The organism is uncultured Algibacter sp. (genome assembly GCF_963976535.1).
Lineage (GTDB): Bacteria > Bacteroidota > Bacteroidia > Flavobacteriales > Flavobacteriaceae > Algibacter_B.
The window spans coordinates 32,852-56,736 of the sequence record NZ_CAXBLF010000018.1 but is presented as its reverse complement, the minus strand read 5'-3'; the positions used below and the strand labels follow the sequence as shown (position 1 = coordinate 56,736).

Genomic DNA, 23,885 nt, shown 5'->3' with positions numbered 1-23,885 from the left:
AGGCATGCGAACAGAAGCAAATGAGGTGCTGACTAAAAAAATAATTGTAAATTAAGACTTCATTAAATAGAAAGATTTTAAAGAGACTACTTTTTTGAGTAGTCTTTTTATGTTTTAAAATTAATGTTTTGAGGATAATTCATTAAATTCGCGAACTTATAAGAATCAAGAGTAAATGAGCGCGAAAACTTTGGTAATTAGATGATTATAATTTGTAATTATTAAAATCAAATTTTACATCTGTCCATTTAAAAAAAAATAAAGATTATCAGATGAAATTTCCTGAATATAAAGGACTCGACTTACCAAATGTAGCTAATGAGATACTACACTATTGGCAAGAAAATAACATCTTTGAAAAAAGTGTATCTACTAGAGAAGGTAACGAACCGTATGTGTTTTATGAAGGTCCACCTTCTGCAAACGGACTTCCCGGAGTACACCACGTTTTAGCACGTGCTATTAAAGATATTTTTCCCCGCTATAAAACCATGAAAGGCTACCAAGTTAAGCGTAAAGCAGGTTGGGATACCCATGGATTGCCTATTGAATTGGGTGTAGAAAAAGAATTAGGAATTACTAAAGAAGATATTGGTAAAACCATCTCTGTTGAAGATTATAACGCTGCCTGTAGAAAAGCAGTAATGCGCTATACGGATGTTTGGAATGACCTGACTCAAAAAATGGGTTATTGGGTAGATATGGATGACCCATATATTACTTACGAGCCCAAATACATGGAATCTGTTTGGTGGCTTTTAAAGCAGATTTACAATAAAAGTTTAATGTATAAAGGCTATACGATTCAGCCATATTCGCCTAAAGCTGGAACAGGTTTAAGCTCACATGAGTTAAATCAACCCGGGACTTATCAAGATGTTACGGACACCACTATAGTTGCTCAATTTAAAGCTATAAACGAAACGCTTCCTAAGAGTTTCGATTCCCTCCTTGAGGAGGGATCAAGGGAGGTGTATTTCCTAGCTTGGACAACTACACCATGGACCTTACCAAGTAACACGGCACTAACAGTGGGTGCTAAAATCGATTATGCTGTTGTTGCAACCTACAATCAGTATACTTTTGAACCCGTTCATGTAATTCTTGCAAAAAATTTGGTTGGTAAACAATTTAGCGGAAAATATCAACAAACAGAGGATGTTTCTAAACTCAGTAGTTTTTCAATAGAAGATAAAAAAATTCCATTTTTAATTGTAACTGAATGTAAGGGAAGCGATTTAGTCGGCATAAAATATGAACAACTACTAGATTATGTGTTACCAAATGACAATCCAGAAAATGCCTTTAGAGTTATTTCGGGAGATTTCGTAACTACTGAAGACGGAACTGGAATTGTACATACAGCACCAACTTTTGGAGCTGATGACGCTTTAGTTGCAAAACAAGCAACGCCGGAAGTTCCGCCATTGTTGGTAAAAGATGAGAATGATAATTTAGTACCGTTAGTAGATTTACAAGGTCGTTTTAGACCAGAAGTTACAGAGTTTGCCGGTAAATATGTAAAAAACGAATATTATGCTGATGGTGAGGCACCAGAAAAATCTGTTGATGTAGAAATCGCTATTAAACTTAAAATTGAAAACAAAGCCTTTAAGGTTGAAAAATATAAACACAGCTACCCGAATTGTTGGCGTACTGATAAACCAATTTTATATTACCCGTTAGATTCTTGGTTTATTAAAGTAACCGATGTTAAGGACAGAATGTTTGAACTTAACGAAACCATTAACTGGAAACCAAAATCTACCGGAACAGGACGTTTTGGTAATTGGTTAGCAAATGCTAATGATTGGAATTTATCGCGTTCAAGGTATTGGGGAATTCCGTTACCAATTTGGAGAACTGAAGATGGTAAAGAAGAAATTTGTATTGGTTCAGTTAAAGAGTTGAAAGATGAAATGCAACGCGCCGTTTCAGCGGGGGTTTTAAAAGCAGATATTTTTGCGGATTTTGAAGTTGGAAACAATTCCGAAGACAATTACGCGAAAATCGATTTGCATAAAAATATTGTTGATGAAATTGTATTAGTATCTCCAACAGGGCAGAAAATGTTCCGCGAAAGCGATTTAATTGATGTTTGGTTCGATTCTGGTTCCATGCCTTATGCGCAATGGCATTACCCCTTTGAAAACAAAGATTTAATTGATAAAGGAACCACATACCCAGCAGATTTTATTGCAGAAGGTGTCGATCAAACCCGTGGTTGGTTTTATACGCTTCATGCTATTGCAACTATGGTTTTTGATTCGGTTGCATACAAAAATGTAGTGTCTAATGGATTGGTGTTGGATAAGAACGGACAAAAAATGTCTAAACGTTTAGGGAATGCTGTTGATCCTTTTAAAACTTTAGAGAATTATGGTGCCGATGCTACACGTTGGTACATGATATCAAACGCAAACCCTTGGGATAATTTAAAGTTCGATTTAGATGGTATTGAAGAAGTGAAGCGCAAGTTTTTCGGAACGCTTTACAATACCTATTCCTTTTTTCAATTATATGCTAATCTAGATAATTTCAATTATAGTGAAGCTGATATTCCTTTAAGTGAAAGACCAGAGATAGACCGTTGGATACTTTCAGAATTACACACATTAATTCAAAAAGCAGATGTTTTTTATGCGGATTATGAGCCTACTAAAGCCGCTAGAGCTATTTCAGATTTCACACAAGATTATGTGAGTAACTGGTTTGTGCGTTTAAGTAGAAGACGTTTTTGGAAAGGTGATTACCAACAAGATAAAATTTCAGCATACCAAACGCTATACACTTGTTTGATAACTATTGCTAAGTTGGGTGCGCCAATTGCACCTTTCTTTATGGATAGATTGTATTTGGATTTAAATGCGGTGACTAAAAAAGAAGTTTTTGAGAGTGTGCATTTAGCAAAATTTCCTGTTTTTGAAAAAACTTATGTTGATAAGTCTCTGGAGAACAAGATGGAAAGTGCTCAAATTATATCATCCTTGGTGTTGTCATTAAGAGCTAAAGAAAAAATAAAAGTAAGACAACCTTTACGAAAAATAATGATTCCTATTGATAGTGAATCTCAAAAAAACGAAATATTAGCGGTTGCAGACCTTATAAAATCAGAGGTTAATGTTAAAGAAATTGAAGTTTTAGAAGATGCTTCTGATATCTTGGTAAAACAGATAAAACCAAATTTTAAAGTGCTTGGACCACGATTTGGAAAAGACATGAAGGCTGTGGCTCAGTTAGTTAATAACTTTACATCTGGCGATATTAAAAAAATCGAACAAAATGGTATTTTAGACGTCGAAGTAAACGGAAAAAGTATTACTTTAGAGCGTACAGATGTTGAAATAACGTCGCAAGATATTGAAGGTTGGTTGGTAGCTAATGAAGGAGCTATAACAGTAGCTTTAGACGTAACAATTACAGATGATTTACGAAAAGAAGGTATTGCAAGAGAGCTGATAAATAGAATTCAAAACTTACGTAAAGATTCAGGTTTTGAAGTTACAGATAGAATAGATGTTACCTTTCAAAAAGATGAACAAGTTGTAAACGCCGTCAATGCAAATATGACTTATATTAAATCGGAAACATTAACAAACGAAATTGAAATAATAGATAAATTAGAGGATGGTATAGAAATTGCTTTTGATGAAGTAAATACCAAACTATTTATCCAAAAACATTAAATTATGGGTGACAATACCGTAAGATTTTCAGACAAAGAATTGGCAGAATTTAAAGTGCTAATTCAAGAAAAAATTGATAAAGCACAACACGATTTAGAATTGATAAAAAGTGCTTACATGAACGACCATAATAATGGTACTGATGATACATCACCAACGTTTAAGGCTTTTGATGAAGGTAGTCAAGTAATGAGTAAAGAATCAAACTCGCAATTAGCCATTCGTCAAGAAAAATTTATCCGCGATTTAAAAAATGCTTTAATTAGAATTCAAAACAAAACGTTTGGTGTTTGCCGTGTTACCGGAAAGCTAATTAACAAAGAACGTTTAAAATTAGTGCCTCATGCTACCTTAAGTATTGAAGCTAAAAACATGCAATAGTTTTATATTAAATTATATATTTGAAACGTCTCAAAATTATTGAGACGTTTTTTATTTAAATGTTTTGTCCTCTTGCGTACTTCGTCTGCGCTCAGCATAGATTAAAGTCGAAAGGTCTTAAATAAACGTTATGTCACTAAAAAAATCCATTATACTAATTCTAATTATTTTACTAATCGACCAGATTAGTAAACTATATATAAAAACCAACTTTGTATTACAAGAAAGTGTTGATGTTTTCAACTGGTTTAAAATTATATTTGTTGAAAATGATGGTATGGCTTGGGGCACAAAAATTAGTGATTTTGTATCTTTTATATCAGATCGGACAGCCAAAGTAATATTAACGTCATTTAGAATTGTAGCTATTTTTGGGATTGGGTATTGGTTGTATGATGCCACAAAAAAACAGAGTCCTAAAATATTAATAGTGGCTATTGCTTTAATCTTTTCAGGGGCTCTAGGGAATATTATTGATTCTGTTTTTTATGGTGTTTTGTTTGAAGATAGTTATAATCAAGTGGCTAATTTTCTGCCTGAAACAGGAGGTTACGATGGTTTACTTCATGGTAAAGTTGTTGACATGTTACACTTTCCATTATTTGAAATAGACTTACCCGAATGGTTTCCTTTTTATGCTGGAAAACGATTTAGCTTTTTCGATCCTGTTTTTAATATCGCCGATATGGCTATAAGTACTGGCTTTATTATGCTTATTGTATTTAATAAGAAGGCGTTTTCAAAAAAAGAGATATAACTAAAACTTTTAAGTACATGACAAAAATTTATTTTCAGAAATAAACTACTTGCAATTTTCAGGATAACAAAGACCTCACAGGTTTTAAAAACCTGTGAGGTCTACGTAACGAAAAATACGTAATATGTTATATATGTGTGGTTTATAGTTCTATTCTAAATTTTTGTCTGTACTTAACTAAAACTTATAAACTCGCTCAGTCGTCACACAATAATCCAACCTCACATCACCTTCATGAGTATCGTTAATTTCATCTTCAGCATCAAAAAAAGATAGTCCAACTTTTACAGTTTCAGGTTTACAGTTTGCTAAAAAACGGTCATAAAACCCTTTGCCATAACCAACCCGATTTCCTGTTTTATCAAAAGCTAATAGCGGAATAAAAACGACTTCAATTTTATCAGTTGAAATCTCTATACCATCAATAGGTTCAGGGATATTGTAATCATTTTTCTTTATTAAGGTGCTATCAGTCAAAAGAAAATGCGTCATATTTCCAGTTTTAAAATCACTTTTAGAAATCAGAATATTTTTATCTTTACCAGAAAGGATATTCAAAATATAATTGGTATTCACTTCTTTTTGTTCTTCAATCGCTAAAAAAATATGGTAAAAAGAATACCCCCAAATAGGAAGTTTTAAGAGCTCATTTGAAATGGCTAAGCTCAAATCTTCAATTTGATTTTCGGACAAATCTTTACGAAACGTTTTATATGTTTTTCGTAATGCTTTTTTATTCATTTTTGATGCTATCTTTAGACCCTTCAGGTTTCAAAAATATTGTTGTTCTGAAGGTAATTAATAATGGCATTTAATTTAAGAAAAAAGTACAATGTTAAAAAACACCCCTAAAGTCCCCTCCAGGGGACAACTCACTCAGTTAAATTGGACGATCGTCCCCTGGAGGGGACTTTAGGGGTGTGAAAAACTAATAATTTAAGTGTTTAAAAACTCTTGAGAACACATATGTTTCAAAACCTGAAGGGTCTGGACGCATATTAACGCTTTAGTTTCGTAGTAATATGAAACAAAGCATCACCTTGATACACAATTGGCGATTCATTTACATTGATAATATAACCTTCATTTTGAGCTTTCACAACATAGTTGAGTTTTCCGTAAGGATCTGTAATGTTCCCTAAAGCATCTCCTATTTTTACTGCTGTTCCTATAAAAGAAGAGGCCTTAAACATACCAGAGTAGTTAGCACGAATCCATTTGCTTTCATTAATAAAAAGACTGTCTTTTTTAGGTGATGATACTGTAAATTTTGAATTTAACATGCCTAAGTGGTGCAAAATACGTTTAGAACCATTAATGCCAGAATTTGTAACAATGTCATCAATATGAAAAGATTTTCCGCCTTCAAAAAGTAATAGCGGTTTGCCTAATTTATGGCATGACAATCTAAACGATTTTGATACATTTTTGGAGTATAACACAAAAGGAGCTCCAAATATTTTTGCTAAGTTGTTTAATTGCTTGTTCTCGTTTGCAATGCGTAATTGTGGCGCGTTAAACCTACCTGAACCACCTGTGTGAAAATCTATAATATAATCTACATGAGGGATGATTTCGTTCATTAATTTGTGAGCTACCCTGCTGGCTAAAGAACCTTTAGAGCTTCCAGGAAACACACGGTTTAAATCGCGTCCGTCAGGAAATTCGCGTTTTAAATTTATGAATCCAAAAATATTAATAACAGGCATGCAAATAATAGTACCGCATTTAGGTTTATTAATGCCTTTAGCAATAAGTTGCCTAACAATTTCAACACCATTAACTTCATCACCATGTATGCCAGCAGTAAATAAAACCGTTGGCCCCAGTTTTTTAGAACGCTCGATAATTATAGGTACATTAACCGTGGCAGCCGTATGAAGTTTTGCTATATCAAAACTTATTTCTTTGCTTTCTCCAGGTTTTATAGATTCGCCCAGAATGGTTAAACCATCATCATTTACTTGAGTCATCTATTGTTTGTTTTTTTCAATGAAAGAAATAATAGCTTTAGCAATATTACGACCTGTTGCCGTTTCAATACCTTCTAAACCAGGAGTTGAATTCACTTCTAATAATAAAGGCCCTCTTGCAGATTGCAACATATCCACACCACAAACTGGTAATTTTAAGGCCCTAGCCGCATTCATAGCTACTTTTAATTCATCATGATTAAGTTTTACAATATTTGCAGAACCACCACGGTGTAAATTTGAACGAAATTCGCCTTCTTTTCCTTGGCGTTTTATTGCGCCCACAACTTGTCCATCTACAACCAAAGCTCTTAAATCGGCACCTTTAGCTTCCGCAATATATTCTTGCACCAATGCACGGGCTTGCAAGCCATTAAAAGCTTCAAGAACAGATTCTGCAGCATTTTTAGTTTCTGCTAAAACCACACCCAAGCCTTGTGTGCCTTCTAAAAGTTTAATAATTACAGGTGTTCCGCCAACATGCGATATTACTTTTTCTACATCGCGAGAATAGTTTGTAAACACCGTTTTTGGCATCCCAATTCCTACTTTAGAAAGCCTTTGAAAGCTTCGTAATTTATCGCGCGATCGAATAATGGCATCTGAAGTTACGGTTGTAAACACGTTCATCATTTCAAATTGACGAACAACAGCACATCCAAAAAAAGTAACCGATGCGCCAATTCTTGGTATAATAGCATCTACATAATCTAAATAGCGATCGTTGTAATATATCGTAGGTTTTTGTTTTTCAATAATAATATCACATTTTAAAGGATCTATAACTTCAATTTTATGACCGCGTTTCTCGCCTTCTTCAACAAATCGTTCAGTAGAGTACAATTGCGGGTTTCTAGACAGAATTACTATATTCATACTACATTTTATAAATATCACTTACTCATAAAGACAAAAAATCACCAGTTAGCTTTCGTGTTTAAAGTTAAGTTAATATTACATGTTTTTCCAAAAATATAACTTCGTATTTCACTTTGTATCTATTTTATATATTATTTGGGCGTTACCACAAGGGTCGGGCTTTCCGTTACAAGTCCTCGCTCCGTGCCTCCGCTGTGGGCTATCCACTGCAATCCCTAACGCAATACAGTCCGCAGTTGGCAGTAATGTCCGTTGACATTTAGCGTGCTTTTAACCTGAGTACAATATAATTGGCTAAACAAATAATTGATTTTCTACGCATACCATTTTTAAATAGATATTAAAGAATTTTGTTAAAACCCACCCCTTAATCCCCTCCAAGGAGGGGAAACTCATACGCAACAGTTTCCCTCCTAATAAGGAGGGATTAAGGGAGGTGTGAATTTTCAATTATTCTTTTATTGAGAATGGATCAAAAAAACTATGAATATTCTCTTGGTTAAACCATAGAAATCCCTAACCAATCCAGTCCGCCAACACCAATTTAAATCCGTTGTTAAGTGTTGTTTTAATAACGTTCTACTTTTTTTAAAAGCGGCGCAATGTAGATAATTAATCAATTCAAAAAATAAAAATCATTTAAAATTTCACACAACAGTTTCCCTACTAAAAAGGAGGGGTTAAGGGAGGTGTTAATTCGTTTATAAATTAATAATATGCACTAAAACCTTATAAAATTCAGGTTCAAAAACATTAAAATAATTACCTTTACAACAATGGATACCCCCGATTTAGAGATACAATTAAAAACTTTACCAAATCAACCCGGAGTTTATCAATATTACGATAAAGAAGGGACGATTATTTATGTAGGGAAAGCAAAAAATTTAAAAAAACGGGTAAGTTCTTATTTCACCAAAACTCACGAAAATGGTAAAACCCGAGTGCTGGTTAAAAAAATTTCTAACATAAAACACATAGTGGTTGAAACCGAAACCGATGCGCTTTTACTTGAAAATAACTTAATTAAAAAGCATAGACCTCGTTATAATGTGTTGCTTAAAGACGACAAGTCATATCCGTGGATTTGCATAAAAAAAGAGCGTTTCCCAAGAGTATTTTCCACACGTCGTGTTTTTAAAGATGGCAGCGACTATTTTGGACCTTACACAAGCGGAAAGACGGTTCACACGTTATTAGATTTAATAAAAGGGTTGTATAGTTTAAGAAATTGTAACTTCAATTTATCTAAAGAAAAGGTTGAGGCAGGAAAGTATAAAGTTTGTTTAGAATACCATTTAGGGAATTGTAAAGGCGCCTGCGAAGGTCTAGAAACCGAAGCGGAATACAATGAAAATATCAAAGCCATAAAAGAAATTTTAAAAGGTAATTTTAAAGATTCATTGTCTCAGTTTAAAACGCAAATGAAACAGTATGCTGTAAACATGCAGTTTGAAGAGGCGCAAAAAATAAAAGAAAAAGTAGGGGTTTTAGAAAACTATCAAGCAAAATCTACCATTGTAAATCCTAAGATTAGTAATGTAGATGTGTTTTCTATTATGAGCGACGAAAGTTATGGTTATGTTAACTTTTTACAACTATCGTATGGTTCTATCATTCGTTCACATACCTTAGAGATTAAAAAGAAATTGGACGAAACCGATTTACAATTATTACAACTTGCCATTACAGAAATAAGGCAACGTTTCAACTCCAATTCCAAAGAAATATATGTCCCTTTTAAAGTTGATTTAGGCGAAGAGGTAAAAGTAACTGTTCCAAAATTAGGCGATAAAAAGCACATCTTAGATTTATCGCTTAGAAACGCCAAATATTTTAGAATGGAGCGTTTCAAGCAAATGAAAATTGTTGACCCCGATAGACACGCCAACAGAATTATGGCACAAATGAAGGTGGATTTAAGGCTTTCTGAAGAACCGCGACATATTGAGTGTTTTGATAATTCAAACATACAAGGCTCACATCCTGTTGCGGCATGTGTGGTATTTAAAAACGGAAAACCAAGTAAAAAAGATTACCGTCATTTTAATATAAAAACCGTTGAAGGACCAGACGATTTCGCATCCATGGAGGAAGTGGTTTACAGACGCTACAAACGTTTGATTGAAGAGGATCAACCCTTACCGCAACTTATTATTATTGACGGAGGAAAAGGCCAACTATCATCGGCATTAAAAAGTTTAGATGCGTTGAATTTACGAGGAAAAATAGCCATCATCGGAATTGCAAAACGTTTGGAAGAATTATTTTACCCAGACGATCCAATTCCCTTATATTTAGATAAGAAAAGCGAAACGCTAAAAATCACACAGCAATTACGTAATGAAGCACACCGTTTTGGAATTGAACATCACAGGAATAAACGTAGTAAAACAGCATTAAACACAGAGCTAGAAACCATTTCTGGCGTTGGCGAAAAAACGGTTGTAGAGTTGCTAAGGCATTTTAAATCAGCTAAACGTGTTGCTAATGCAAAGTTAGATGAGTTGGAAGCTGTTGTAGGAGTTTCTAGGGCAGAAAAGGTTTATAATTATTATCATGAGAAGTAAACAACCTGCGAGGTTTTAAAAACCTTGTAGGGTTCAAATAAAATAGAAGTATTATAATAAATCAGAAAGAATTGTAAATTTTTAAAAACACCCCTAAAGTCACCTCAAGGGGACAACTCACTCGGTTGAATAGAACGATTGTCCCCTCGAGGGGACTTTAGGGGTGTAAAAACAAATAACAGTAATATTTAAAGCATTTCTAAACAGCAATATTTTAAAAACCTAATAAGTAAAAACAAAACCTTGAACAAAAAAACCATCATACTAACTCTATTCATACTAGCTACACTTTCCGCGAAAGCGCAAAATAAAGCACAAGAAAATCCTAAACCAAAAGTAGGTTTGGTATTAAGCGGTGGTGGCGCAAAAGGATTAGCGCATATTGGTGTTTTAAAAGTAATGGATAGTTTAGGTGTAAAAATTGACTATGTAGCAGGAACTAGTATGGGCGCTATAATTGGGGCGTTATATGCCTCAGGCTATTCAGGAAAGCAACTAGATTCTATTTTTCAAAATATAGATTTTGACAATATTATTAACGACGATTTACCAAGATCTTCCACGGCCTTTAGCGAGCGCGATAATATGGAAAAGTACGCTGTAAAACTTCCATTTAACGATTTTAAAATTAAATTACCATCAGCATTGTCAAGAGGCCAAAATACGTATGGTTTACTTTTAAAACTTCTAATTCATGTCAATACCGTAGATGATTTTAGCAAACTACCAATACCCTTTTTCTGTATTGCAACAAATATTGAAAACGGAAGACAAGTTATTTTAGATAAAGGCAATTTAACGCAGTCCATTATGGCAAGTGGGGCTTTGCCTTCTTTATTCCAACCAGTGACTATTAATGATGAAATTTTAATTGATGGCGGTGTAGTCAATAACTATCCTATTGACGAATTAAGGGCTAAGGACATGGACATTATTATTGGAGTTGATGTGCAAGATGGATTAGCAACTCGTGAGGAACTTACTTCTGCTCCAGAGGTTTTATTTCAAATTAATAACTTCAGAACTATTAACGCTATGAAGTTAAAAATTGAAAAAACCGATGTTTATATAAAACCTAATATTAAAGATTTTAATGTCGTTTCATTTAATCAAGGCAACAACATTATTAAAGCTGGTAAATTTGCCGCATTGTCTAAATTAAACATTTTAAGAGGTTTAGCATCAAAAACCCCGAATATAAATCAACAAATAAATTTAAAATCAATTGATAGCATCACTATTAATACTATAAAAGTAAGTGGTAATAAAAACTATACAAGAGCTTATATATTAGGTAAGCTAAAATTAAAGAACAATGAAAAAATAAGCTATAAAGATTTTAGTAAAGGCGTGAATAATTTGGTAGCTACAAATAATTTTGATGCTTTTGAATATGAACTAAAAGACTCACCAAATAAAGACGGATATGATTTACAAGCTTCTGTAAAAGAAACCCGAGTAAATACGTTTTTAAAGCTTGGGCTTCATTATGATAATTTATATAAAAGTGCTGCGTTAATAAACTTAACAAAAAAGCAATTACTGTTTAAAAATGATGTTGGCTCTTTAGATCTTATTTTAGGTGATGATGTGCGTTATAATTTTGAGTATTTAATTGATAAAGGTTTTTATTGGAGTATAGGATTAAGATCTAGATACAACCAATTTCATAAAAATATAAGCCCGCAATTAGTTTTAGATGATGACCAAATAATGACTGCGGGGCTAAACAAGATTGATGTAAAATTAAGAGATCAAACCAATCAGTTTTATCTGCAAACCTTGTTTAGACGAGATTTCGCCTTAAGTGCTGGAGTTGAGCATAAACGATTAGAAATAAATTCTGAAACTATTATAGGAAATAATCCAGATGAAGACTTTTTATTTGAAAAAACAGACTATATAAGTCTTTTTGGAAATTTAAAATTTGATAGCTATGATGATAAATACTTCCCTAAAAAAGGGGTTTATTTTAATGGCGACTTAAATATATATTTGACTGCTTCTAGTTTTGTACCAGATTTTAAAGAATTTTCCATTGCCAAAGCAGATATAGGATATGCTTTTAGTGTTTCAGATAAATGGGCATTTAATTTTCGAACCAGCGGTGGCTTTAAATTTGGTGATAAGTCTAATAGAACACTCGATTTTGCTTTGGGAGGTTATGGCAATAATTTAATAAACAATTTTATTCCATTTCTAGGTTATGATTTTATTTCTTTAACTGGGAACAGTTATGTTAAAGCTTCTGCAATAGCAGATTTTGAGGCTTTTAAAAATCACCATATCACTTTTGAAGGGAATTGGGCTAATGTAGATAATGATATTTTTGATTCGGGTGAGTGGTTTACACTTCCAGATTACAGAGGCTATGCTTTAGGCTATGCCATTGAAACGTTTTTAGGCCCTATTCAAGCAAAATATAGTTATTCGCCAGAACAAGGAGAAGGTAGCTGGTTTTTTAATATTGGATTTTGGTTTTAAGTTTTTATTGTTTTTTCATTTCCGCGTAGGTGGAAATCTTTTAAAACTATTTTGTCATGCTGAATTTATTTCAGCATCTCACTTAAAATTACGATATTTGTATCACTATGAAGCTCTTTTGGAAAGATTTACTATCATATCTTCACTATCTCATCAAGAGAAATCCTGAATGAGCATACTTTTTGTATCTTTATAAATACTAGTTATTTAACAACTTAAGCTTAACTTAAGAACGCATTTAATATTCATTTTTTAAATTTAAAAGTATGCCTTTTTACCATAAATTAGGAAATATTCCGCATAAGCGGCATATTCAATTTAGAAAGCCAGATGGCAGTTTATATTATGAACAGTTATTTGGCACAGTTGGATTTGACGGCATGTCAACCAATTCATATCACGAGCAAAGACCCACACAAGTTAAAGCAATTCGTTCTCAATACAGTGTAGCTCCAAAAATTTCAAAAGCGAATAATATTCAGTCTTATAGATTTCGTGGCTTTCAAGTAGCACCTGAAGATGATTTTTTAGAAAGCAGAAAAATTGTTTTAACCAATTCAGATTGCCATATAGCTTTAGCGGCACCAAGAAAATCTACAACCGAATATTTTTATAAGAATACAGATTCCGATGAAATAATTTTTATTCATAAAGGAACAGGAAAGCTAAGAACCATTTATGGAAATTTAGATTTTAAATACGGCGATTACTTAATTATTCCAAGAGGAATCATTTATAAAATAGATTTTGATACAGAAGAAAATCGTTTATTTATTGTAGAATCTCATGCACCAATTTACACACCAAAACAGTATCGAAATTGGTTTGGACAAATGTTAGAACACGCCCCTTTTTGCGAACGCGATATTCGTCGCCCGTATGAGTTAGAAACAAATAACGAAAAAGGAGATTTTCTAATTAAAGTAAAAAAGAAAGATGAAATTTTCGATATGGTTTATGATTCTCACCCTTTTGATGTTGTGGGGTACGACGGGTTTAATTATCCGTATGCTCTATCAATACACGATTTCGAACCTATAACTGGGCGTATTCATTTACCACCACCAATTCATCAAACCTTTGAAACAACGGCGTTTGTAATTTGCTCTTTTGTCCCGCGTTTGTATGACTATCATCCACAATCTATTCCGGCTCCATATAATCACAGCAATATAGATGCTGATGAGGTGTTGTATTATGTAGATGGCGATTTTATGAGCAGAAATGATGTTGATGCGGGGCATATTTCCTTACATCCGGCAGGAATACCACATGGTCCTCACCCCGGAGCCGCAGAACGCAGTATTGGTAAAACAAAAACCGATGAATTGGCAGTTATGGTAGACACATTTAAACCATTAATGGTTACAGAAGAAGCTATGAAAATAGCAGATGAAAGTTACTATAAATCTTGGTTAGAAGCCAGCCTCCCCTAACCCCTCCAAAGGAGGAGAATTAGTAACGTGAAAAAAATCATGGTTATTATCTTGCTTACTAGTCAAAACGTTCATTAAAAATAAAAATTATTAGAAGCTATTTCCTGCTTTCACTACTCGCTGTTTCGTGCCTCAACGAGCTCAAACATGCCGTTCAATCAGGGCTAAGCATATTTGCTAACTAATAGCATTATCAAAACTAAACTCTCAACGTCCAGATTAGAGTTCCCTCCCCTTCGGGAGGGTTAGGGTGGGCTTTTTATTATGAAAGACATAAAATCAGTAAACTACGGTTTAGAAAAAATATTTGAAGGTGCACAAGATTTCTTGCCACTTTTAGGAACAGACTATGTAGAATTCTATGTAGGTAACGCAAAACAATCGGCACATTTTTACAAAACAGCATTTGGGTTTCAATCTTATGCTTATCGAGGTTTAGAAACAGGATCTAAAGATGCGGTAAGCTATGTGCTCAAACAAGATAAAATAAAACTAGTATTAACAACGCCACTTTCTAGTAAATCGCCAATAAACGAACACATTGTAAAGCACGGTGATGGTGTAAAGGTAATTGCACTGTGGGTTGAAGATGCAAGAAAAGCATATCAAGAAACGACTAACCGAGGTGCCAAATCATACATGGAACCAATTGTTGAAAAAGACGAGCATGGTGAAGTAGTAAGAGCAGGTATTTATACCTACGGCGAAACCGTACACATGTTTGTAGAACGAAAAAACTACAAAGGCGCATTTTTACCAGGCTTCGAAGCATGGAAATCCGATTATAATCCAGAACCAATTGGCTTAAAGTTTATAGACCATATGGTTGGAAACGTAGGCTGGGGGCAAATGAATATATGGGTAAAATGGTATGAAGATGTTATGGGTTTTGAAAACTTTTTATCTTTTGATGATAAACAAATACATACGGAATACTCCGCTTTAATGAGTAAAGTAATGAGTAATGGTAATGGACGCATAAAATTTCCAATTAATGAACCCGCAAAAGGTAAAAAACGCTCACAAATAGAGGAGTATCTTGATTTTTATGAAGGTTCAGGTGTGCAGCATATTGCTGTTGCTACAGATGATATTATTACTTCGGTAAGTGCGTTAAGAGCAAGAGGTATTGAGTTTTTATCTACGCCACCAGAAGAATATTATAGAGCTGTACCTGGTCGTTTAGAAGAACACAGTCATGAACTGCGAGAAGATATTGAAGCCTTAAAAAATTTAGGAATTATGATTGATGCCGATGAAGAAGGCTATTTGTTACAAATATTTACAAAACCTGTTGAAGATAGACCAACCTTGTTTTTTGAAATCATTCAGCGTATGGGCGCAAGAGGTTTTGGAGCCGGAAACTTTAAAGCACTTTTTGAATCTATTGAACGAGAGCAAGCAAAAAGAGGGACGCTCTAGCTTATAATCTTGTAGATATTGCATGTTTTCAGATCCTTCAGGTTTTTAAAACCTGAAGAGTCTCTTTTTGTGTTAGCATTGGTGTTGATTTATTTATTTATTTTGCTTCAAATTATTTTTAAAAATTTAATATAAACTTGTTCCTCTCTTTTATTTTAAAGGGAGGACAATTTCGATTTTATCGAAATTAGGAGGGTTTAAAAATAGATACCAGAAAAGATTACAACTTTCAAACTCGAGTGTTTTAAATCTTAATCGTCCTTTTTTGTATAGGATTGGAAAACGTTATAAGTTTATGACACAGAGATTTCTTAAATTTTCACGGAGATTCACAGAGTGGTTTATACGGTTTTTGAAATTCTCGTTTTTAATCAAAATTTTAATGTATGTTGAGATTTCTCTGTGAGACTCTATGGTTCTCTGTGTGTCTCTGTGTAATCTTTTGGGAAGATAGTTTGTGAATTGAGTTCTGCACTGCGTTAGGGATTGAGTGGTTTGTTTGAAATCCTTTTTGTTTTTTCGCAAAAAGATTGAGTAGCGAAAGCCCGACCCTTGTGGTAACGCCCTAAAAATATAGATAAACCGTTAATTTTTGTTAATCTAACAAACTATAACGTGCTTTACCATAGCTAATACAATTAAATTTTTATTTTTGGAACAGTAATTGTAATTTCTTACTTAAAACAATAAAATTTAGCGCTTAGGAGTTACATAGTGTCTGGACGGAAACAGACGATTTTTATAATTTGAATTATTTTTGATGTCATTTTTGTTTAGTTTTTATGAGTTGATGCCTTAGTATCAAGCGATTAAAAATAAACTGAAAGGGCGCAAAAAGAAACAAATTTAATTTTGCTGTGTTTCCGTCCAAACACTACATAGAAATTACGCAAAGAAAAATGAAAAGAATTCTACTTATATGTATCGCGGTAATGTCAATGCAGATGTCTTTTGCTCAGCAAGAATCGGCGTTTACTTCTGGTGAATGGTTTAGATTTAAAATGAGTTATAGTAATTGGCTTAAAGCAGGCAATGCAACACTAACCGTAAAGGATGCGAAAATTGATGATAAAGAGGTGTATCATGTAGTTGGTAAAGGCTGGACTACAGGTATGATTAAATGGTTTTTTAAGGTGAAAGATAAGTATGAAAGCTATTTTGATAAAGACTCTATTATACCTTATAAATTTGTTAGAAATATTGATGAAGGCGGGCACACTAAAGATTTAGAAATAGATTTTGACCAAGTAAAACATAAAGCGCATGTAAATAATAAAAAAAATAAAACTAAAAAGGTTATTGATACTAAGCCTAATATACAAGACATGGTATCTACCTTTTACTATTTGCGAAATAACTTAGATGTAAGTGAGTTGAAAATAGGTGATGAAGTGAAGATTGATATGTTTTTTGATGAAGAGAATTATGGTTTTAAATTGAAATATCTTGGAGAAGAAACCATTGATACTGAATTTGGTAGTATAGAGTCTTTAAAATTTAGGCCTTATGTTATGGCAGGCCGTGTGTTTAAGGAGGAAGAAAGTTTAACACTATGGGTGTCTAAAGATAAAAATAAAGTACCTTTACGCATTAAGGCAGATTTAGCTGTTGGGTCTTTAAGGGCAGACTTAGAAGCTTTTAAAGGACTAAAGCATCCTTTTAAAATAGTTGTTAATAATTAAGATATTTTGAACTCTAAGATAACCAACAAGCTTAAAGAAAAATACGACGCCATAGACCAAGATGCTGAGGTGCATTTAGAAGGTTTACTTCATAGCAAACCCATAAATTATTGGGATTATATTCATACAGACGCCCTGTTAAATCTTCAAGTGCAACGCACCGTTTTTCCTGACGAGAATGTATTTATTATGTATCATCAGGTTAACGAATTGTTATTTAAGATGGTGCTTTCTGAGATGGATCAGATAGCAAGGAATAACAACATTGATACAGACACATTTACAACCAAATTAATGCGCATTAGTCGTTATTTTGATGTGTTAACATCTTCATTTATTATTATGAAAGATGGGATGGATGTGAATCAATACAATAAGTTTAGAACGACTTTAACTCCAGCTAGTGGTTTTCAAAGTGCACAATATAGAAAAATTGAATTTGCATCTACAGAACTTATAAACCTAATAGATAAGCGTTTTAGAGATACTATTGATAGAAATTCTACTTACGAACACGCCTTTGAACATTTATATTGGCAAGCAGCAGGGAAGGATTATAAAACAGGTAAAAAAAGCTATACATTGTCGGCTTTTGAAGCACGCTATAAAGAAGAATTTATTAGATTTACCAAGTTTTATCAAGACAACAACTTGTGGAGCAAATTTAAAGCATTGCCTAAAGAAGATCAGTCTAATAAAGATTTGATAAAAGCGATGCGTCACTATGATTATACAGTAAATATAAAATGGGTTTTAGCACATTATAATACGGCTAATCATTATTTAAATATTGGTGGTGAAACTGCTGAAGCCACAGGAGGAAGCGAATGGGTGAAATATATGCATCCAAAATATCAAAAGAGAATATTTTTTCCAGATTTATGGACCAAGAAAGAAAAAGAAACGTGGGGAACAGATATTTAATAGTTTTATTACTAGTAGTCAGCATCTTTGGATGTAAAGATGATGAAAAAACTGTAGTTGAAGATATAGTAGAGGTTGTTGAAGAACCAAAAGAAATTATTGAATTTGGTTTTAATGTCCAAGACTATGTTGTTAAAAGAGATACGATTCGAAAAGGTGATAGCTTTGGCGAAATTTTAGAGCGTAACCATGTTGGCTATCCAAAAATATTCCATATTGCTGAAAAAGCTAAAGACACTTTTGACATAAGACGTCTTCAAATTGGTAAGCCTTATACGCTTTTATGTTCCAAAGATTCTTTAGAAACTCCTAAATGTTTTATTTATCAACCCAGTTTAGAAGAATATGTGGTTATAAATTTTCAAGATTCTATTCATGCCTATACAAGTAGAAAACCTATTAAGTATGTTGAAAAAACAGCTACAGGTGTTATTAATAGTAGTATTTCTCAAACTCTAGAGGAGCAAGGGCTAAGCCCTAGATTAGCTTATAAATTGGCTGATGATATTTATGCATGGACCATTGATTTTAGAAGACTTCAAAAAGGAGATCGATTCAAAGTGATTTATACCGATAAATATATTGATGATACCATTTATACAGGTGTGCATAACATAAAAGCAGCTTATTTTGAACATAATAAAGAGCCTTTTTATGCTTTTGAATTTGTTACGGATTCAGCTAAAGGTATTATAGATTATTTTAGTGAAGATGCTAAAAATTTACGTCGGGCGTTTTTAAAAGCACCAGTAAAGTTTAGTAGAATATCATCGCGCTATAATTTAAAAAGACGTATTGCTGTTTACGGATTTAAATTACGTCCGCATAGAGGTACTGACTTTGCGGCACCAATTGGAACCCCAATTATGGCTACTGCAAATGGCACAGTTATCGATTCTAGGCGACGAGGTGGTAACGGTAATTATGTAAAAATTAGACATAATGCCACTTACGAAACCCAGTATCTTCATATGAAGAAACGCAAGTCTAAAGTTGGTGAGTTTGTAAAACAAGGCGATGTGATTGGTTGGGTAGGCATGACAGGAAACACTGGAGGCCCCCACGTTTGTTATCGTTTTTGGAAAAACGGGAAAGAGGTAGATCCATTTAAACAAAAACTACCAGAAGCAAAACCTATTTCAGATTCTTTAAAAGTTGAATATTTGAAATTTATTGAACCTATAAAAATTCGCCTAGATAATATTCATTTTTTAGAAGATGTTTTTGAAGAACAAAACCAGCCAGAACAAACAATAAAACAAAATAATAATCTAATATCACTTAACCATTAATTCATGGCATTACCAAGCATAAATCCTACCACAACCGATTCATGGAAAAAACTACAGGCACATTTTAAAGTTGTAAAAGATGTTCAGATGAAAGATTTGTTTGCAGCAGACAAAGACAGAGCAAATAAATTCACCATTAAATGGGATGACTTTTATGTGGATTTTTCAAAAAACAGAATAACAAGTGAAACTTTTAAGTATTTGCTAGAATTAGCAGATGAGGTTAAGCTGAAAGAAGCTATTGAAAGTCAGTTTTCAGGAGAAATAATAAACCAAACGGAGGGTAGAGCGGTATTACACACAGCATTAAGAGCACCTGAATCTTATAATGTTAAGGTTGATGGAGAAAATGTAATTCCTGAGGTTTATAAAGTAAAACAAAAAATAGAAGCTTTTACAAACCAGGTAGTAAATGGCGAAATAAAAGGATATACAGGAAAACCATTTACTGATATTGTTAATATTGGTATTGGTGGTTCAGATTTAGGGCTAGCCATGGTAGTAGACTCATTACAGTATTACAAAAACCATTTAACGACACATTTTGTAAGTAATGTAGATGGGGATCATGTGAATGAGGTTATTAAAAAATTAAATTCTGAAACTACTTTATTTGTTATTGTTTCAAAAACCTTTACAACACAAGAAACACTTTCAAATGCGAATACCTTAAAAGATTGGTTTTTAAAGTCTGCTAGTGAGGTTGATATTGCCAAACATTTTGTGGCTGTTTCAACAAATATTGATTCTGTTAAAAATTTTGGAATTGACCAGAACAATATTTTCCCTATGTGGGATTGGGTTGGTGGTCGTTTTTCACTATGGAGCGCTGTTGGATTAACCGTTAGTTTAGCTGTTGGTTATAACCATTTTAATAGCTTACTTAAAGGGGCGCATAAAATGGACGCCCATTTTAAAAACGAAGATTTTAAAAACAACATTCCAGTAGTTTTAGCACTTATCAGTGTTTGGTATAATAACTTTTTTAAAGCTGAAAGCGAAGCGGTTATACCTTATTCTCAATACCTAAATCAATTTGCTACATATTTGCAACAAGGTATTATGGAAAGTAACGGAAAAAGTATTGATAGAAACGGAAACCCTGTCGATTATGAAACAGGAACATTAATTTGGGGAGAGCCAGGAACAAATTCACAACACGCATTTTTTCAATTAATACACCAAGGTACTAAGTTGATTCCTGCTGATTTTATAGGTTTTACTAAATCGCTCCATGGCAATCAGGATCATCAAGATAAATTAATCTCAAACTTTTTAGCACAAACAGAAGCACTTTTAAATGGTAAAACAAACCAACAAGTTGTATCTGAGAGAACAGCTTCAGACATTGTACCATTTAAAGTCTTTGAAGGTAACAAGCCAACAAACACTATTTTTATAAATAAACTATCGCCTGAAAGTTTAGGAAAATTAATAGCCATGTACGAGCATAAAATATTTGTGCAAGGTATTATCTGGAATATTTTTAGTTACGATCAATTTGGAGTAGAGCTAGGGAAACAATTGGCATCAAAAATTTTACAGGAATTTAGCAATGTTCAAAATAACCAACACGATTCTTCAACTCAAAACTTGCTGAATTATTACAAGAGAATATCATAAAAAACTAGCAAATATTTACAAAAAGTGCCAGTATGTTAAATACTGGCACTTTTTTATTAACAAGCAATGTTAAAAATTTTAACATACGCATAATAAATAATGCCAATAAATATGTATTTTCGCAACGACTAATTTCAAACAAATAATTATGAAAAGAACTACGCGTTTTTTAATGTTTACCGTAGCAATACTGTTTTCAGCAGTTGTTATGGCACAAAGTACTATCTCAGGTACAATTCTTGAAGCAGGAACTAGTATCCCACTTCCCGGAGCTAATGTTATTGAGAAAGGGACTTCTAATGGTGTTACTACAGATTTTGATGGTAATTTTACCTTCAAAACTAAATCTACTTCTGGAGAAATTGTAATATCCTACATTGGTTATAATTCTAAAACTATTGCTTTTTCTGGAGACATGAGTCTTGGTAATGTAACGCTAACTTCAAGCCAAGTAGGTCTTGAAGAAATTCAAATTATTGCTTCTGTAGCAGTTGACAGAAAAACACCTGTTGCAGTTTCTACAATAAAAGCAGCAGATATTGAGCTTAAATTAGGAACACAAGAATTTCCTGAAGTTTTAAAATCTACTCCTGGTGTTTACGCAACTAAAGCTGGTGGTGGTTACGGTGATGGTAGAATAAACCTTAGGGGTTTTGATTCGCAAAATGTTGCAGTTATGATTAACGGTATTCCTGTCAACGACATGGAAAATGGTCGTGTTTTCTGGTCTAATTGGGCAGGACTTGGCGATGTTACAAGCACGATGCAAGTTCAAAGAGGTCTTGGTGCTTCTAAAGTTGCTGTACCATCTATAGGAGGAACAATCAATATTATAACTAAAACTACAGATGTTGAGGCAGGAGGAAATGTTATTACTTCTGTAGCTAATGATGGTTACTTAAAATATGGTTTAACCTATTCAACAGGATTGATGGATAATGGTTTGGCCGCAACAGTTTCTGCAGCAAGCACAACAGGAAATGGTTATGTAGATGGAACACCATTTAACGGCGTGTCGTATTTTATAAATATTTCTAAAAAATTAAATGATGCTCATAAATTATCGTTTTCTGCTTTTGGTTCCAAACAAAGTCACGGTCAAAGACGAAACAGACAATTAATTGAAACGTACAGAAATAGTGAAAGCGGTAGAAAGTTTAATGCAGATTGGGGTTATAAAAATGGTCAGATAACATCTGAACGAGATAATTTCTACAATAAACCTCAAATATCTTTAAATCATTATTGGACATTAAGCGAAAAAACATCTATTAACTCATCTGCTTATCTGTCTTTCGGATCAGGCGGTGGAGGTAGAGGTACGGGAAATAGAGATAAATTCATTATTAATCCAGATGGTACTAGCGAATATAGAGATGGCCTTTACGGCCCTATAGATTTTGATAAAATTTCTGATGAAAATGAAGCCTTAGGAGCAAATGGTTCTGAAACTATTTTAACAGCAGATCGTAATGACCATACTTGGTATGGCTTACTATCTACATTAAAAACGGATTTATCAGACGATTTGGTTTTATTGGCAGGTGTTGATTTGAGATCGTATACAGGTAGGCATTTTAGAGAGGTGAAAGATTTACTTGGAGGACAGTACTACTTAGATGATAATAATCAAAATAATTTAATCAATGCAGCTCAAGTTGGTGATAAAGTAAGTTTTAATAATGATGGCAATGTTGGGTGGTTAGGAGTCTTTGGTCAGTTGGAATATGATGTAAATGAAAAATTCAATACATTTCTTGCTTTGGCAGCTTCAAACACCGCTTATCGTAGAAAGGACTATTTTAATTATTTAGATTCAGATCCACTACAAGTAACAGATTGGTATAACTTTTTTGGTTACAGTATAAAAGGTGGTGGAAATTATAGAATAGATGAAAAGCATAGTTTATTTGCCAATTTAGGTTATTTTGAAAGAGCAGCAGATTTCCGTTCCGTATTTTTAGATTTTAGAAATGATAATATCAATGCAGATGCCGAGAATGAAAAGATAACAAGTTACGAGTTAGGTTACCGTTTTAGAGGTGAAAAATTATCTGCTAACGTTAACTTATACAGAACATCTTGGAACGATAGAACAGAAACAGCTTTCTTTCAACAACCAGATGGAACACAAGCGAGTGCAAATATCCTAGGTGTTGATGCTTTGCATCAAGGTATCGAAGTGGATTTTGTTTATAGAGCTACAGATAAATTGAACATAACGGGTATGGCATCTTTTGGAGACTGGAAATGGCAAAATAATATAGAAGATGTACGAATTTTTGATGAGGATCAAGTAGAGATAGATGATTCTCCTGTTAATTTACATATAGCAGGGTTAAAAGTTGCAGATGCAGCTCAAACCACCATGGCTTTAGGTTTAAATTATAAACTTACACCAACCACAAGACTTATTGTAGATTATAATTATTATGCAGATATCTATGCAGATTTTAATCCTAGTGATAGAGGGGTTACATCTAATTTAACTGACCCTGATGCAGCAGCAGCAGAAATTGCAGCAACTTTAGCAACAGATGCTCCCCAAGCTTGGAAAATGCCTAATTACGGTTTATTTGATTTAGCATTAAGCCATGGATTTAAATTTGGATCTTTTGATGCGACATTAACAGGTAGAATGAATAATGTGTTTGATACGGAATACATTTCTGATGCTCAAGATAGGTCTGGTTCTATTGCAGAAACAGCACTAGTGTACTTCGGGTTTGGTAGAACATTTAGTATTGGTGCGAAAATTAATTTTTAAAAAACTTTG

At 33.4% G+C, this 23,885-nt stretch carries 15 protein-coding genes; 12 read left to right on the top strand and 3 right to left on the bottom strand.

Annotated elements, in window-relative coordinates; genetic code table 11:
• Positions 1–272: 272 nt before the first annotated feature.
• The 3 genes from ileS (at position 273) to AAC024_RS07215 (ending at position 4,824) form a co-directional block, all read left to right on the top strand.
• Positions 273–3,686: an isoleucine--tRNA ligase gene (ileS, locus tag AAC024_RS07225; RefSeq protein WP_339894615.1), complete on the top strand. Its 3,414-nt coding sequence runs from the start codon at positions 273–275 to the stop codon at positions 3,684–3,686.
• A 3-nt stretch (positions 3,687–3,689) separates the two neighbouring features.
• Positions 3,690–4,067 (top strand): TraR/DksA C4-type zinc finger protein, encoded by a 378-nt coding sequence (locus tag AAC024_RS07220; protein ID WP_339894614.1) that lies wholly within the window; start codon positions 3,690–3,692, stop codon positions 4,065–4,067.
• 130 nt (positions 4,068–4,197) lie between these two features.
• Positions 4,198–4,824, top strand: coding sequence for a lipoprotein signal peptidase (locus AAC024_RS07215; protein WP_339894613.1), 627 nt, complete (start codon positions 4,198–4,200; stop codon positions 4,822–4,824).
• Positions 4,825–5,001: 177 nt separating this feature from the next.
• On the opposite strand, the gene AAC024_RS07210 is transcribed toward AAC024_RS07215, so the two are convergent.
• The 3 genes from AAC024_RS07210 to rimK all read right to left on the bottom strand — a co-directional run bounded on the left by AAC024_RS07210 (position 5,002) and on the right by rimK (position 7,673).
• Entirely contained in the window at positions 5,002–5,565 is a 564-nt protein-coding gene (locus AAC024_RS07210; RefSeq protein ID WP_339894612.1) for a 5-formyltetrahydrofolate cyclo-ligase, read from the bottom strand.
• Positions 5,566–5,822: 257 nt separating this feature from the next.
• Positions 5,823–6,797, bottom strand: a complete 975-nt coding sequence (locus AAC024_RS07205; RefSeq protein WP_339894611.1) for a succinylglutamate desuccinylase/aspartoacylase family protein — start codon at positions 6,795–6,797, stop codon at positions 5,823–5,825.
• Complete coding sequence (rimK, locus tag AAC024_RS07200; RefSeq protein ID WP_339894610.1) at positions 6,798–7,673, bottom strand: 30S ribosomal protein S6--L-glutamate ligase; 876 nt, start codon at positions 7,671–7,673, stop codon at positions 6,798–6,800.
• Between the two features lie 779 nt (positions 7,674–8,452).
• On the opposite strand from rimK, the gene uvrC reads away from it, so the two are divergent.
• The 9 genes from uvrC to AAC024_RS07155 all read left to right on the top strand — a co-directional run bounded on the left by uvrC (position 8,453) and on the right by AAC024_RS07155 (position 23,876).
• The gene (gene uvrC, locus AAC024_RS07195; protein WP_339894609.1) at positions 8,453–10,246 is read left to right on the top strand and encodes an excinuclease ABC subunit UvrC; all 1,794 of its coding nucleotides are present in this window, start codon (positions 8,453–8,455) and stop codon (positions 10,244–10,246) included.
• A gap of 243 nt (positions 10,247–10,489) precedes the next feature.
• Positions 10,490–12,730 carry a patatin-like phospholipase family protein gene (locus AAC024_RS07190; protein ID WP_339894608.1) on the top strand — a complete coding sequence of 747 codons (2,241 nt, stop codon included), beginning with the start codon at positions 10,490–10,492 and terminating at the stop codon, positions 12,728–12,730.
• Positions 12,731–12,996: 266 nt separating this feature from the next.
• Positions 12,997–14,166: a homogentisate 1,2-dioxygenase gene (locus AAC024_RS07185; protein WP_339894607.1), complete on the top strand. Its 1,170-nt coding sequence runs from the start codon at positions 12,997–12,999 to the stop codon at positions 14,164–14,166.
• A 261-nt stretch (positions 14,167–14,427) separates the two neighbouring features.
• Positions 14,428–15,588 carry a 4-hydroxyphenylpyruvate dioxygenase gene (hppD, locus tag AAC024_RS07180; protein ID WP_339894616.1) on the top strand — a complete coding sequence of 387 codons (1,161 nt, stop codon included), beginning with the start codon at positions 14,428–14,430 and terminating at the stop codon, positions 15,586–15,588.
• Positions 15,589–16,487: 899 nt separating this feature from the next.
• Positions 16,488–17,270, top strand: coding sequence for a DUF3108 domain-containing protein (locus tag AAC024_RS07175; protein WP_339894606.1), 783 nt, complete (start codon positions 16,488–16,490; stop codon positions 17,268–17,270).
• Between the two features lie 6 nt (positions 17,271–17,276).
• A complete protein-coding gene (locus AAC024_RS07170; protein ID WP_339894605.1) occupies positions 17,277–18,194 on the top strand; it encodes a tryptophan 2,3-dioxygenase family protein in 918 nt (305 codons plus the stop codon).
• Complete coding sequence (locus AAC024_RS07165) at positions 18,152–19,486, top strand: peptidoglycan DD-metalloendopeptidase family protein (RefSeq protein WP_339894604.1); 1,335 nt, start codon at positions 18,152–18,154, stop codon at positions 19,484–19,486. Before AAC024_RS07170 ends, AAC024_RS07165 begins: the two co-directional genes overlap by 43 nt.
• Positions 19,487–19,489: 3 nt before the next feature.
• On the top strand, positions 19,490–21,109 hold the full coding sequence (gene pgi, locus AAC024_RS07160; protein WP_339894603.1) for a glucose-6-phosphate isomerase: 1,620 nt from the start codon (positions 19,490–19,492) through the stop codon (positions 21,107–21,109).
• A 148-nt stretch (positions 21,110–21,257) separates the two neighbouring features.
• Positions 21,258–23,876, top strand: coding sequence for a TonB-dependent receptor (locus AAC024_RS07155; protein WP_339894602.1), 2,619 nt, complete (start codon positions 21,258–21,260; stop codon positions 23,874–23,876).
• Positions 23,877–23,885: the final 9 nt, after the last annotated feature.